Below are 14,988 nucleotides of genomic sequence, written 5' to 3' on the forward strand. Positions count from 1 at the left end.
GAGAAGTAAAGAGGTGAGAGGTATAAAACTTTCAGATAGGCAAGAAAAGATAATTGAAATTGTAAAAGAGAATGAACCTATAACTAGTGAGGCTATTGCTAAAAGGTTGAAACTAACTAGAGCTACATTAAGACCAGATTTATCTATTCTTACTATGAGTGGAATACTTGATGCAAGACCTAAAGTTGGATATTTTTATTCAGGTAAGTCAGATATAAATATATTTCGAGATAAAATAGAATCTATAAAAGTAGGAGAAATTAAATCTTTACCAACTGTAGTTGATGAAGAAACATCTGTATATGATGCCATAGTAACTCTTTTTATAGATGACGTAGGTAGTATATTTGTTACCTCAGAAGGATATTTAACTGGCATAATATCTAGAAAAGATTTACTCAAAAGTGCTATTGGTGGCGTTGATATAGAAAAGGTACCAGTTGCTGTAATAATGAGCAGGATGCCTAATATAGTATATTTGGAAGAAAAAGAATCTGTCCTTGAAGCAGCAGTGAAAATTATTGAGCATGAAGTTGATAGTCTTCCAATTGTGGAAATAAATACAGATAGTACAGATGATAAAAAATTTAAAGTTGTAGGAAAAATATCCAAAACAAATATAACTAAATTATTTGTAGATTTAGGGATAGAAAATTAAAGGTGGGATTATATGGAGAAATCAATGGTAACATACGTATTATCTGACTCTATTGGTGAAACAGCAGAAGAAGTTGCAGAAGCAGCAATAAGTCAATTTAACTCTGGTAATTTTGAAATGAGAAGATTTCCATATATAACTGAAAAAGAACAAATAATAGAGATTTTAGAAGAAGCAAAAGAAGAGAATAGTATAATATTATTTACTATAGTAGTAGAAGAGCTAAGAAGGTTTTTAATAGAAAAATCTCATGAATATAATATAAAAGCAGTTGATATAATGGAACCTATACTAAATGCAATAGAATCTGTAGTAAACATAAAACCAAAAAGAGAACCAGGGTTAATAAGGAAACTAGACGAAAATTATTTTCAAAAAGTAGCAGCAGTAGAATTTGCAGTTAAATATGATGATGGAAAAGATGCAAGAGGCATAAAAAAGGCTGATATAGTTTTAATAGGTGTTTCTAGAACTTCTAAAACTCCTTTAAGTATGTATTTAGCACATAAGAATATGAAAGTTGCAAATATTCCTCTATTACCTGAAGTAAAAGCTCCAAAAGAATTATATGAAATAAATCCAAAGAAAATAATAGGTTTGACAGCAAATCCAATTAAGTTAAATGAAATTAGACAAGAAAGATTAAAGTCTTTAGGGTTAAATAATACAGCTAATTATGCTAGTATGGAAAGAATATTAAGAGAAATTGAATATGCTGAAGAATTAATGAAAGATTTAGGGTGTCAGATTATAGATGTATCGAATAAAGCAGTAGAAGAAACAGCAGGAGTTATATTAGAGCTATTAAGAGAAAATAATAATAATTAATAATTAAAGAGGGTTAACCCTCTTTAATTATGTTTATAGAATAATAACTATATTTATGATTAAGTATATATAAATATGGTTATATTTATAGCAAGCATAGAATAATTTCATATAAATAGAGGAATTTTATATTTACTTGTCTAATATATATAGTGAAGAGAAAAACATATAGAAAAGAGTGAGAACATGAATTTAAGAGAAAAAAGTCAAATGTTAGAACAAGAAATTTTATCTCCTAAAGCTACTTTAAGCATGGACTCAAAAGGTAGAGAACGAGAAGAAAAAGAATGTGACATTAGAACAGCATTTCAAAGAGATCGTGATAGAATAACTCACTCAAAAGCTTTTAGACGATTAAAACATAAAACTCAAGTTTTTTTATCACCTGAAGGAGATCATTATAGAACAAGACTTACACATACCCTTGAAGTTTCACAAATAATTAGAACAATTTCAAGGGCTTTAAGTTTAAATGAAGATCTATCAGAAGCAATAGCTTTAGGTCATGATTTAGGTCATACTCCATTTGGACATACAGGTGAAAGAGTATTAAATAGATTGAATCCAAAGGGCTTTAACCATAATGAACAGAGTCTTAGAGTTGTTTCATTTTTGGAAACAAGAAAAAGAGATGAAAAAGGATTAAATTTGACTTATGAAGTTAAAGATGGAATATTAAATCATACAGGTGAATTAAAAGCTAACACATTAGAAGGACAATTGTTGAAATACTGCGATAGAATAGCATATATAAATCATGATATTGATGATGCTATGAGAGCAGGAATATTAGGAAAAGAAGATTTACCTAAAGATTGTATTGATATACTAGGTAAAACACATGGTGAAAGAATAAATACTATGATTGTAGATATAATCCAAAATAGTATGAGTAATGATTTTATAAAAATGAGTAAACAAATAGAATTTTATACAAATAAATTACGTGAATTTATGTTTGAAAGGGTATATTTAAATAAAAAGGCTAAAAAAGAAGAAGGTAAAGCAGAATATATAATTGAACAATTATATAAATATTATATTAAAAACTCAAAAAAAATTCCTTTAGAATTCAGAAAAAATGTAGGAGACAAAGAAGATATAGTTTCAGATTATATAGCTGGTATGACTGATAGATACGCCATTAAAACATTTAATAATATATTTGTACCATCCCCTTGGCATAAATAATTAATAATAATTAATATTTTTTTCGGAAAAAATGAAGGAATTAAAAGAAAAATGTCGAATTTTATTTAGTAGTAATAAATGAGGAGGATTAAATGAAAATATTAGTTGATTCTGACTCATGTCCTGTAAAAGATTTAGCTTATAAAATTTCAAGCAAATATAATATTGATATTTTATTCATAACAAGCATATCTCATTATTCTATAAACTCTGAAATAGATAGTTCTCATTATATATATGTAGATAATTTTTCAGAAGCTGCTGACATAGAAATAATGAATAGACTAGGTGAAGATGATATTGTCATATCTGATGATTATGGACTTGCTTCTTTAGTATTATCTAAAAAATGTTATTGTATATCTTCTAAAGGATATATATATAATAATGATAATATAAATAGTCTTTTAACTAGAAGATATTTAAGTAAAGAGCAAAGAAAATTAAATAAAAGAGTAAAATCTACAAATAAAAAGAGAGAAAAAAAAGACAATAAAAAGTTTGAAGAAAAATTTATAAAATTAATTTGTTCAATAAGAAGGAATAAGAATTTTTCTGGCGAATAAATAAATATGAAGGTGATTTTAATGCCTTATAATTTTAATGATGAGGTAATAAATGAAATAAGAGATGCAAATGATATTGTAGAAGTTATTTCAAGTTATGTAGATCTTAAAAAAGCAGGTACTAACTATAAAGGTTTATGTCCTTTTCATAATGAAAAGACACCTTCTTTCATGGTGTCTCCATCTAAAGAAATATTTCATTGCTTTGGGTGTGGAGAAGGTGGAGATGTAATAACATTTTTAATGAAACATAGAAATTTAAATTTCATTGAAGCATTAGAGACTCTAGCTCATAGGGCAAATATTGAATTACCAGAAAATAATAACGAAGAAGATAAAAAGAAATATGAGGAAAGAGAAAAACTATTTGAACTAAATAGAGAAGCAGCTTTATATTACTATAGAAATCTAAAACAGAATAAAAAGGCATTAGAATATTTAAAAAGAAGACAAATTAATTACAATATTATAAATAGATTTGGTATAGGTTTTGCCAATGATAGTTGGGATGATCTATTTAAATATTTAAAAAATAAAGGGTTTTCTACTGAGCTTATATATAAAGTTGGATTAATAGTTAAAAGAAAAGATAAATCAGGATACTATAATAGATTTAGGAATAGAATAATATTTCCTATAATTAATATACGAGGTAAGATAATAGGATTTGGTGGAAGAGTAATGGATAACACCATGCCTAAGTATTTAAATACTCCTGATACTCCTATATTTAATAAAGGTTATAATTTATATGGTATTAATATTTTAAAAAAGAATATATCTTATAATAGAGCTATATTAGTAGAAGGTTATATGGATGTAATATCTCTCAATAGTCATGGCATAAGTTATTCTGTAGCATCACTTGGAACAGCATTTACTGAGAAGCAAGCTGAGTTACTAAATAAATATGCTAAAGAATTTTATATATGTTATGACTCAGATGCAGCCGGGAAACGAGCTACAGACAAGGCTTTAGAAGTATTTCACTCAATAGGTATAAAGCCAAGAGTTATAATATTACCTAAAGGAAAAGATCCAGATGACTTTATAAAAGAAAGAGGAATAAAAGCATTTGAAAAAGCAATAGATAAGTCATTAAATTTAATAGATTATAAAATATATAGTCTAAAGAAGAAATTTGACATATCAACAGTTGAAGGTAAAATTAAATTTACAGAAGAAATATCTACTTTTTTAAAAAAGATAAAAAATGAAATAGAACTAGATGTATATCTAAATGAAATCTCTAATAGTACAGGTATATCATTAGATGCTATAAGAAACCAAATCTATAATAAAAATAAATCTAATTACTCTAATAGAAATTCTTCTAACATTCATTATAGACATAATAGAAAAGATTATATAATGCCTGTAGAATATAAATTGGAATCAGGTCATATTGCATCAGAAAAAAGTATTTTAAATTTAATTATAAATGACCATAATATATATGAAAAACTAAAAGATGATTTCACTTATTTAGATTTTTTAAATAAAGAAAATAGAGAACTAGCTAAAATCATATATAAAGAATATAGTGATTCTAAAAAATTAGATATAGATAATCTAAAAACAGGGTTAGAAGAAAATTTATCTAATAGATTAGATGAAATTTTGAATTTAGATTCATTTGTTGATGATACTGATAAAGCAATCCAAGATTATATTTATAATATAAATTACTATAAATTAAAAATCAGAAGAGAAAAAATAAAAAAAGAAATTAAAGATCTTGGCAAAAAAGATAATGCTGAAGGAGAGGTTCAAAAATTAAAAGAGTTATTTATGGAATTCACAGAAATAAACAAGCAATTAAAGATGAATCACTAATTGTTATTGAAAGGAGGAAAGGCAATGAGTGATAAAAAGAATAACACTAAAAGTAAAAAATCCAATAAAACGAATAAAAAGGATGCAGTCATAAAGAAAATCATTGCTAAAGGTAAAAAGAAGGGCATGTTAACATACAAAGAAATAATAGATCCATTAGAAGAGGTGGATTTATCCCCTGAAGAAATTGATGAAATATATCAAGACATAGAAGATAAAGGAATAGATGTAGTAGGTGATAAAGAGGATGATATATTACTTGACAATGAAGAAGACAATGATGATGAAAAGGAAAATAAAACACCTATAATAAGTGTTCCAAAAGGTGTAAGTGTAGATGATCCTGTAAGAATGTACCTAAAAGAAATAGGTAAAGTTCCTCTTTTAACAGCTCAAGAAGAAGTAGACTTGGCTAAGAGAATGGAAGCAGGAGATGAAGAGGCAAAAAGAAGGTTATCAGAAGCAAATTTAAGGTTAGTAGTTAGTATAGCTAAAAGATATGTTGGTCGCGGTATGCTCTTTTTAGATTTAATACAAGAAGGTAATATGGGCTTAATAAAAGCTGTAGAAAAGTTTGATTATACAAAGGGCTATAAATTTTCAACATATGCTACATGGTGGATAAGACAAGCAATAACAAGAGCTATTGCAGACCAAGCAAGAACAATAAGAATACCTGTTCATATGGTAGAAACAATAAATAAACTTATTAGAGTTTCACGTCAATTATTACAAGATTTAGGAAGAGATCCAAGTCCTGAAGAAATAGCAAAAGAAATGAATTTAGATGAAGAAAAGGTAAGAGAAATATTAAAAATAGCTCAAGAACCAGTATCTCTTGAAACACCTATAGGTGAAGAAGAAGATAGTCACTTAGGTGATTTTATACCTGATGAAGATGTTCAAGCACCATCTGAAGCGGCTACATTTACAATGTTAAAAGAACAATTAGTAGATGTATTACACACTCTTACTGATAGAGAGCAAAAAGTATTACGTTTGAGATTTGGATTAGATGATGGTAGAGCAAGAACTCTTGAAGAAGTTGGAAAAGAATTTGATGTTACTCGTGAAAGAATAAGACAAATTGAAGCAAAAGCTCTTAGGAAGTTAAGACATCCTAGTCGTAGCAAAAAATTAAAAGACTTTTTAGAATAAAAATGCTCTATATAGAGCATTTTTATGTTTTAAAATAAGAGGAGGTAAAAATGAAACTAACTCCAAGATTATTAGAAATAGCAAAAATGGTAGATAGAGATAGCGTTGTAGCAGATATTGGTACAGATCATGGATATATTCCAGTATATTTAATAGAAAATAAAATTTCGAAAAAAGTAATAGCATGTGATATAAATAAAGCACCCCTTCAAAGTGCAATAGATTATATAAATAATAAAAAATTACAAAATAAAATAGATACAAGACTTGGAAATGGACTTTCTCCATTAAATAAAGGAGAAGTAGATACTGTAATAATAGCAGGTATGGGTGGTATATTAATACAAAATATATTAGAAGAAAATAAAGATATAGCTAAAGAAATAGATAAATTCATATTGCAACCAATGGTAGCAAGTAGTGAGCTTAGAAAATATTTATATGACAATAATTATAAAATAACAGATGAAAAATTAGCAAGAGAAGACAATAGATACTATGAAATAATTGTAGCTAAAAAGGGACAAGAAAAAGTAAAAGATGAAATATATTATGAAATAGGAAAAAAACTAATAGAAAACAACGATACATTGCTAAAATCTTTTTTAGAAAAGAAAATAAATAAAAATAAAATCATATTAAAAAATATTGAGAAAAATAGTAGCAAAGAGAATCTAAAATATAATCAGATTAAAAATAGACTATCTAAATTAGAGGTGATATATAATGATAGATTCAGAAAAGATAATTAAATATATGGAAGAAATTGCACCTAAGAATTTAGCAGAAAATTGGGATAATGTTGGGCTTCAAATAGGGGATACAAAAGGAAAAATAGAAAAAATATTACTCGCTTTAGATATAAACTTAGAAGTAGTTGATAAAGCAGTAAAAGAACAAGTAGATATGATAATATCTCATCACCCTTTAATTTTTCCTTCTTTAAAGCAAATTGATTTGAATACTTATAAAGGTAAAATAGTAGAAAAATTAATTAAAAATGATATATTAGTATATACTGCACATACAAATTTAGATGCATCTAATAATGGAGTAAATGATGAATTGGCAAGGTTACTAGATATAGAGAACCCTAAAATATTATCTAAAACTCATAGTGACAAATTATATAAAGTAGTAGTAACAGTTCCAGAAACTCACGAAAAAGAAGTGAGAAGAGCATTTGGAGAAAGTGGAGCAGGAAATATTGGCAACTATAGTAATTGTTCGTTTTCATATGAAGGAATAGGTAGATTTAAACCAGAACAAGGTTCAAACCCCTACTTAGGAACTAAAGAAGAAATAGAAGTTGTAAAAGAAATAAAAATAGAAGTAGTAGTTGAAGAATCAAATTTAAATAATGTATTAAAACAAATGATTAATGCTCATCCGTATGAAGAAGTAGCATATGATATAATAAAATTAGAAAATAAAATAAAAGAATATGGAATAGGTAGATTTGGTAATATAGAAAAGATTACTTTAAAAGAATTAGCAGAAAAAACAAAACAAAGATTAAATATACAAAATGTACGTGTATATGGAAATCTAGAAAAAAGCATAGAAAAAATAGCTGTAGCTGGAGGTAGTGGAGCAGATTTCATATTAGATGCATATAAAAAGGGAGTAGGTGTATATATTACAGGAGATATAAAACATCATGATGCACAAATGGCAAAAGAAATAGGCCTAGATTTAATTGATGCAGGTCATTTTCATACTGAAAAAATTGTAATGAATAATATAAAAAAATATTTAAATTCAAAGATCAAATCAAATATAGAAATTATAGTAGCAGAAAATGATAATATAGCTCAATATAAAACAATATAATCTAGCTGGGGGTGCTTTTATGGATACAACACAAATACTATGGAAAATTTATGAATATGAAAAAGAAATAGAAAAATTAAAAAACAGAAAAGAATTTTTAGAGGCAAATAAAAATTTAGAAGAATTATCAGAAGGTTTAAATGAAAAGAAATATGATATAACTAATTTTAAAACTCAATTAGAAGTTGATAATATGAAAATTAAAAGGCTAAATCATAAATTAAAAGAAATAAATTTTCAAATCAAAGATACAAACTCTAGATTGTATAGTGGAGATATCTCAAATGTAAAGAAGTTAACAAAACTCCAAAAAGAAGAAGCAGATTTAAAACAAGAAAAAGAAAAATTAGAAAATGAAATACTAGAACTAATGGAAAATGTAGAAACAAACACAAAAGATTTATATAATTCCGAGAAAACTTATGAACAGTTAGAAACAAAATACAAAAATTCTGAAAAAGATAACATAAATAAATTAAATGATATCAAAGAACAAATTAAAGAGTTAGAAAATAAAATAGAAGAATTAAAATCATCATTAGAAGATGAAATATTGTCTAAATATGAAACTTTAAAAACAAAAAAATCAAAACCAATATCAAAACTAGATGATGATAAATGCACAGGATGTCATATGTCAATAGCTTCAATTGTAGTTTCAAAAGTTAAAAAAGGTAAAGAAGTTGTATATTGTGATAACTGTGGTAGAATCCTCTATTATGAAGAAGATAATAATTAGTAATCTAAGGAAATATAGGAAGAAAAGGGTTCTTGATTAGATTATAAGTATATGATATATTATGTATAGATTAAAAATAAAAATTAAATACGAGTAAATCAGATGATCGCATGAATTACATGAGGAAAGTCCGAGCTCCATAGGGCAAGAGTGCTGGGTAATACCCAGTGGAGGTAACTCTAAGGATAGTGCAACAGAAATAAACCGCCTGCATGACAGGTAAGGATGGAAAGGTGAGGTAAGAGCTCACCAGAGACTAGGTGACTAGTCTGCTCTGTAAACCCCACTCGGAGCAAGACCAAGCAGGGATGAAAAAGCTACTGCTCGTAGTATCCCGTAGGTAGGTCGCTTGAATCTACTGGCAACAGTAGATCTAGAAAGATGATCGTCAGATACAGAACTCGGCTTATAGATTTAGTCGTATATAACTTAAATACCATTACCGCATGAGGTAATGGTATTTTTATGTTAAATTAATATTACATATTTAAAATATAACATATTAGTAACAATACTTGTAATTTAGTATACCTATATGTTATATTTTTAATGAAGTAAATACATAGGAAAAGGGGGTATTTAAATGAAAATCAAAGCGCTTTTAATATCTTTAGTATTAGCAGTAGCACTATTAGCAGGATGTGGAGCTGATGAACCAGCTGAAGATGCAGATTCTCAAACTGAAGAAAACCAAGATCAAGAAGAACAAGATGAATCAAAAGGTGAAGAAGATGCTGATGCTACAACTACAGCTTCAATAGTAAGTGATGAGGAAGCATTCAAAGAAGCAATTAGTGCTGATGGTACTTGGATCATTGCAACATTAAATGATTTAACTTTTGAAGAAGATTTAGTATTAGAAGGTGAATTTCATAATAAAGGTGATTCTGAACAAGAATTATACCGTAAATTAGCACCATATACTCAAGATGAAGATCGTAACATCACTGAGAGATATACTATAACTGCTCCAAAATTAACAGTTAAAAGTCCAAATGCTAAACTTCAAGGTGGTACTTTTGTAGGTGATATTTATGTTGAAGCTAATGGCTTCACATTATCAGATGCTAAAGTAGAAGGAAATGTATACTTTGCAAATGAGGAATATAAAGAATCATTTGTTCAAGAAGAAGGCGAAGTTACAGGAGAAACATCATTACAAGAATAATATATGAAACTGAGTATATAAACTTATATACTCAGTTTTTTATTTTTTATGATATTATGTTAATATAATATTTAATGAAAGGCTGTGGAAAATTGGATAGAACAAAAGTATCATTACTTAAATGTCCTGACTATAATTATAAAAAAGTTGAAGAATCAATATTAAAATCATTTGAAAATTTAGGTGGAATAGAAAACTATATAAAACCTAAAGAAAAGGTGCTTCTTAAAATAAATTTACTGATGAAAAAAAGACCAGAAGAAGCTACAACAACTCATCCTATTTTTACAAAAGCATTAGCAAAGGTATTGATAGACTATGGGGCAGAAGTAATAATAGGAGATAGTCCAGGAGGACCTTTCAATAAAACAATATTAAATGGAGTATATAAGGCTTGTGGAATAGAAGAAATATCAAATGAAGTAGGAGCTGAATTAAACTATAATACAAATGCAGTTAATATGAAAAATGAAAAAGGATTAATATTAAAAAATATAAATGCTATAGAAGTATTAAATCAAGTAGATAAAGTAATATCAGTATCAAAATTAAAAACACATGGTATGATGATGTTTACAGGTGCAGTTAAAAATATGTTTGGAATAGTAGCTGGACTTGAAAAGGCAGAATATCATGTACGAATGCCAAATATCAAAGACTTTTCAAATGCTTTAGTAGATATATGTATGCTTTCAAATCCAATATTATCATTTATGGATGGAATTGTAGGTATGGAAGGAAATGGACCAAGTGGAGGAACACCAAGACAAGCAGGAGTAGTATTAGCATCTACAACACCATATCATTTAGATGTAGTAGCTACAAATTTAATAGGAATAACCCCTAAAAAAGTACCTACTATACAAAGGTGTACAGAAAGAAAATTATGTAAAGGTGACTTATCAGATATAGAACTTTTAGGAAATGAATTAAATCAACTTAAAATAAATGATTTTATAGTACCAGAAATAAGAAGTTTAGATCTTTTAGATGGCAAATTACCAAAATTTATGAGAGATATAATAAATGAACTTATGCAACCAAAACCAGTATTTAATAAAGAAACATGTATAAGTTGTAAGAAATGTTTGGAAAGTTGTCCACCTCAAGTAATAAAAATGATTAATAATAAACCATCTGCAAATTTAGATGAATGTATAAGATGTTTTTGTTGTCAGGAACTATGTCCAGTAAATGCAATAGATATTCATAGACCATTACTTATGAAATTAATGGCAAAATTATAGAAAGGATTGATAAATGTGAAAACCGAAGAAAAAGTATATAAAGTATTAGAAGAAATGAATATAGACTATAAATTAATAGAACACCCTGAAGTTTTTACAATAGAAGAAGCTCGTCAATATACTAATGAAGAAGGAATAAAAAATTTATTTTTAACTAATAAAAAGAAAAATAAATTTTTTCTTGTACTTATAAATGAAGATACTAAAATGGATATAAAGAGTTTTGGAGAATATATAGGAGAAAAGAGAATTAAATTTGCAAAAGAAAAACATTTAAAAGAAAAAATGAATACTAAACCAGGAGCAGTATCATTATTTGGACTATTAAATAATGAAGAAAGAGATATACAAGTATATATAGATACTAAAATAGCAAAAAAAGAAGAAGTAACATTCCATCCAAATAATAATACTAAAACAATTATTATAAAAACAGAAGATATGTATAAGTTTTTAAAAGAGTTAGGATATGATTATAAATTTATAAGTATTTAAGGAGGAAAATGTGGAACTTTCAAAAGATAATATAATTATAATTGTAGGACTCATAGTATTAGTAATAGGAACTCCTTTAGTAATTAAAAGTATAATAAAAAATATAAAACTTATAAAGAAATCAAATAAAAAATTATATGGTTGGGATATTTTAATTACAATACTTTCAAGATTACATTATTTACTATTTATATTAGTTATCTTGATTAAATATTGGACAGATAGGTACATTTATAATTATGAATTTGATAATTATTTCTTTATTGTGATAGTGCCAAGTTTTTCTTTATTTTTAATGATGATTGAATCTATAATATGTAGACTAAAAGAAAAATTAGATAATGAATATATATCTGAGGAAGGTTGATTGTATGAAAAATAATGGAACGTTTATAAAAGGGAAAGATGACTTTCCAGTATATTTATATATTTGGAATAAAGTAAATAATCCAAAAGGAGTAGTACAAATATTTCATGGCATGTCAGAACATGCAGCAAGATACAATGAATTTGCAAAATATTTAAACAAAGAAGGATATATAGTATATGCATCTGATCATAGAGGGCATGGTAAAACAGCAAAAGGAATAGATAACCTAGGTAATATTGGAGAAGATGGTTTTAATAATACAGTATACGATGGTTATATAATAAATAGGATGATAAAAAAATCATATTCAAATTTACCTATAATATTATTAGGACATAGCTTTGGTTCATTTATAGCACAAGAATACATAATTAAACATGGTAAAAGTATAGATGGGCTTATACTTTCAGGTTCTGCTAAAATGGAAGGAATGTCAATAAAACTAGGTCAAATAATTTCAACCATGCAGAAAAGAATATATGATGATAAAAATAAAGCTAATTTAATAGACAAAGTAAGTTTTGGTAATTTTAATAAAAAAATAAAGCATCCAATTTCAAAATTTTCATGGCTTACTAGAGATGAAAAACAAGTGGCAAAATATGATGAAGATCCTCTATGTGGAACTATCTTTCCAATTACATTTTATTATTATTTTTTTGATGGTCTCTCTAAACTTTATATAAAAGAAAGATTAGAAAAAATACCAAAAAATCTACCAATATTAATATTTTCAGGGGATAAAGATCCTGTAGGTGGATATGGGAAACTAGTAAAAAAACTTTATGAAACATATAAAGATATGGGAATGAAAGATGTAAATATAGAATTATATCCTGGTGGTAGACATGAAATGTTAAATGAAATAAATAGAAAAGAAGTATATAATCATATAGTTGATTGGATTAAAGAAGCCTATGAGTAAAAGAGCAAATAAAATATTATTTCAATTTAAGTTAGCTATAATTTTGATTATATCTATATATTTACCACATATTTTATTTAATGAAATGGATGCACTAATACAAATAATTATTATATTTATACTATTTAATATATTAAATAGTAAATTTTTTAATATACATAATCCCAAGGATAAAGTATTACTAGAACAAGTATCGACTATAAAAGATTGCGTATTAAAAATAAATAGAGAAATAATAAAAAAGGATAATATGAATGAAGTATATGACTATATATTAGAAAAAGCAATAGACTTCATAACTAATGCCCATAAAGGAAGCATACTTTTATATAAAGAAAAAGAAGATGTATTTGTAGTACATAAATCCATAGGTTTTAAAGAATCAAAAATAAAAGAAATAAAACTAAAACCAGAAGAAACATACTTTAAAAATAAAAAACATATGAATAAACCTTATATAATAAAAAACATATTAGAATATAATAAAGCAAATATGGATGAAAATAACTATAATATATTAGAAAAATCACATGGATTACACATAAAAACTACTTTAAGCTGTCCAATATTTTATAAAGATAATATATATGGAATATTGAATGTGGATAGTCACGAGGAAAATGTCTTTAATGAAGATGATAAATTTCTCATAAAATATTTTTGTGAAGAAATCAGTCAAGCTATTCATAGTTTTAAGTTAATGGAAGAAAAACTATACTTAGTAAGATATGACAGCTTAACAGGATTATATAACAGAGATTATTTCATAAAGAGATTACAAGAAAAAAAGTCTCATTTTAGCTTCATAATAATAGACTTAGATAAATTTAAATTTATAAATGATACTTATGGACATATGATGGGAGATGAAGTACTAAAAATATTTGCAAAAAAATTCAAAAAAACATTTGGAGAAGAACAAATATTAGCTCGTTATGGTGGAGATGAATTTGTAGGGATAATCAATATAAAAGATAAAAATAAATTAGATGAAAAAATAAATAGGTTAAAAAACATATTTAGAGAACCAATATTAATAGATGATAGCTATGTAAAAATAGAATTCAGTTATGGAATATCATTTTCCTTTAATAATAAAAATATAAACAATTTATTTAAAACAGCTGATAGAAAAATGTATAAGAACAAAGAAACCAAGAGAAAAATAAATCAATATAAATTTATTTAAAAAGTATATAGTAATTAATATATTTAAATCTATATTTGAGTTGAGGAATAGTTTTGTTTAAAACAATTAAAGGAGGAAATAAAGTGACTAAATCAATTTATTTAAGTCCATCAACTCAAGAGAATAATATAGGGTATGGAAAATATGGTACAGAAGAAAAAAGAATGAATCAAATTGCAGATGTATTAGAAAAAATTTTAGAAAATCATAATATTAAAGTCTATAGAAACAAACCAGAAATGACTCTCAAAAAGTTGGTTGAAGATAGTAATTTTAAAAGACCTGACTTACATTTTGCCATTCATTCAAATGCAGGAGGAGGAAGAGGAACTGAAATATATGCTTTTTCTTCTGGAGGAAAAGGTGAAAAAGCAGCAAGAATTATTTATCAAGAAATAAAACCTATAACTCCAACAAAAGATAGAGGAGTAAAATTTAACTCTAAATTTTATGAATTAAAATATACTAAATCTCCAGCAGTATTAATAGAAATTGCATTTCATGATAACAAAGAGGATTCTTATTGGATAATAAACAATATAAACAAAATAGCTATAGCCCTTGCTAAAGGAATACTTAAATACTTTGATGTAGATGATGTAGAATATAGACAAGCTACAGAAGAGCCAGCTAAAGTATATTATAGAGTCATGGCAGGTTCTTTTTCAAAAAGAAAAAATGCAGAAAATCAAATTAAAAACCTAAACAAAGCTGGATTTGACGCAACAATTATGATATATAAAAGATGAATATAATTTGTCCGTACAATGGTACACTTCTTTTGA

The 14,988-nt window shown here is 26.2% G+C and carries 16 protein-coding genes and 1 other RNA gene; all 17 read left to right on the forward strand.

Going from position 1 to position 14,988, the window contains the following annotated elements; translation table 11 throughout:
• Nucleotides 1-22: 22 nt before the first annotated feature.
• The 17 genes from ccpN (at nt 23) to E0D94_RS07480 (ending at nt 14,952) form a co-directional block, all read left to right on the forward strand.
• Nucleotides 23-658, forward strand: a complete 636-nt coding sequence (gene ccpN / locus E0D94_RS07400; RefSeq protein ID WP_278044696.1) for a transcriptional regulator CcpN — start codon at nt 23-25, stop codon at nt 656-658.
• 12 nt (nt 659-670) lie between these two features.
• Entirely contained in the window at nt 671-1,486 is an 816-nt protein-coding gene (locus E0D94_RS07405; RefSeq protein WP_130806646.1) for a pyruvate, water dikinase regulatory protein, read from the forward strand.
• A 186-nt stretch (nt 1,487-1,672) separates the two neighbouring features.
• Nucleotides 1,673-2,677: a deoxyguanosinetriphosphate triphosphohydrolase gene (locus tag E0D94_RS07410; protein WP_130806648.1), complete on the forward strand. Its 1,005-nt coding sequence runs from the start codon at nt 1,673-1,675 to the stop codon at nt 2,675-2,677.
• 92 nt (nt 2,678-2,769) lie between these two features.
• Nucleotides 2,770-3,243, forward strand: coding sequence for a YaiI/YqxD family protein (locus E0D94_RS07415; RefSeq protein ID WP_130806650.1), 474 nt, complete (start codon nt 2,770-2,772; stop codon nt 3,241-3,243).
• Nucleotides 3,244-3,264: 21 nt separating this feature from the next.
• Entirely contained in the window at nt 3,265-5,079 is a 1,815-nt protein-coding gene (dnaG, locus tag E0D94_RS07420) for a DNA primase (RefSeq protein WP_130806652.1), read from the forward strand.
• Between the two features lie 24 nt (nt 5,080-5,103).
• A complete protein-coding gene (gene rpoD, locus E0D94_RS07425) occupies nt 5,104-6,237 on the forward strand; it encodes an RNA polymerase sigma factor RpoD (RefSeq protein WP_130806654.1) in 1,134 nt (377 codons plus the stop codon).
• Nucleotides 6,238-6,287: 50 nt separating this feature from the next.
• Nucleotides 6,288-6,989, forward strand: coding sequence for a tRNA (adenine(22)-N(1))-methyltransferase (locus tag E0D94_RS07430; protein ID WP_130806656.1), 702 nt, complete (start codon nt 6,288-6,290; stop codon nt 6,987-6,989).
• Nucleotides 6,964-8,070, forward strand: coding sequence for a Nif3-like dinuclear metal center hexameric protein (locus E0D94_RS07435; protein ID WP_130806658.1), 1,107 nt, complete (start codon nt 6,964-6,966; stop codon nt 8,068-8,070). Before E0D94_RS07430 ends, E0D94_RS07435 begins: the two co-directional genes overlap by 26 nt.
• A gap of 19 nt (nt 8,071-8,089) precedes the next feature.
• Nucleotides 8,090-8,809 carry a zinc ribbon domain-containing protein gene (locus E0D94_RS07440; RefSeq protein WP_130806660.1) on the forward strand — a complete coding sequence of 240 codons (720 nt, stop codon included), beginning with the start codon at nt 8,090-8,092 and terminating at the stop codon, nt 8,807-8,809.
• Nucleotides 8,810-8,899: 90 nt separating this feature from the next.
• Nucleotides 8,900-9,234, forward strand: an RNA gene (rnpB, locus tag E0D94_RS07445) — RNase P RNA component class A.
• A gap of 158 nt (nt 9,235-9,392) precedes the next feature.
• Nucleotides 9,393-9,977 carry a hypothetical protein gene (locus tag E0D94_RS07450; RefSeq protein WP_130806662.1) on the forward strand — a complete coding sequence of 195 codons (585 nt, stop codon included), beginning with the start codon at nt 9,393-9,395 and terminating at the stop codon, nt 9,975-9,977.
• Nucleotides 9,978-10,051: 74 nt separating this feature from the next.
• On the forward strand, nt 10,052-11,224 hold the full coding sequence (locus tag E0D94_RS07455) for a DUF362 domain-containing protein (RefSeq protein WP_130806663.1): 1,173 nt from the start codon (nt 10,052-10,054) through the stop codon (nt 11,222-11,224).
• 15 nt (nt 11,225-11,239) lie between these two features.
• Complete coding sequence (locus E0D94_RS07460) at nt 11,240-11,719, forward strand: prolyl-tRNA synthetase associated domain-containing protein (protein ID WP_130806665.1); 480 nt, start codon at nt 11,240-11,242, stop codon at nt 11,717-11,719.
• A 10-nt stretch (nt 11,720-11,729) separates the two neighbouring features.
• Nucleotides 11,730-12,086 carry a hypothetical protein gene (locus E0D94_RS07465; protein ID WP_130806667.1) on the forward strand — a complete coding sequence of 119 codons (357 nt, stop codon included), beginning with the start codon at nt 11,730-11,732 and terminating at the stop codon, nt 12,084-12,086.
• A 4-nt stretch (nt 12,087-12,090) separates the two neighbouring features.
• The gene (locus E0D94_RS07470) at nt 12,091-13,014 is read left to right on the forward strand and encodes an alpha/beta hydrolase (protein ID WP_130806669.1); all 924 of its coding nucleotides are present in this window, start codon (nt 12,091-12,093) and stop codon (nt 13,012-13,014) included.
• Nucleotides 13,007-14,203, forward strand: coding sequence for a sensor domain-containing diguanylate cyclase (locus E0D94_RS07475; protein WP_165442902.1), 1,197 nt, complete (start codon nt 13,007-13,009; stop codon nt 14,201-14,203). The genes E0D94_RS07470 and E0D94_RS07475 overlap by 8 nt, the downstream gene beginning before the upstream one ends.
• 83 nt (nt 14,204-14,286) lie before the next feature.
• Entirely contained in the window at nt 14,287-14,952 is a 666-nt protein-coding gene (locus E0D94_RS07480; protein ID WP_130806672.1) for an N-acetylmuramoyl-L-alanine amidase, read from the forward strand.
• Nucleotides 14,953-14,988: the final 36 nt, after the last annotated feature.

Source organism: Senegalia massiliensis, from assembly GCF_900626135.1.
Taxonomy (GTDB): domain Bacteria; phylum Bacillota; class Clostridia; order Tissierellales; family SIT17; genus Anaeromonas; species Anaeromonas massiliensis.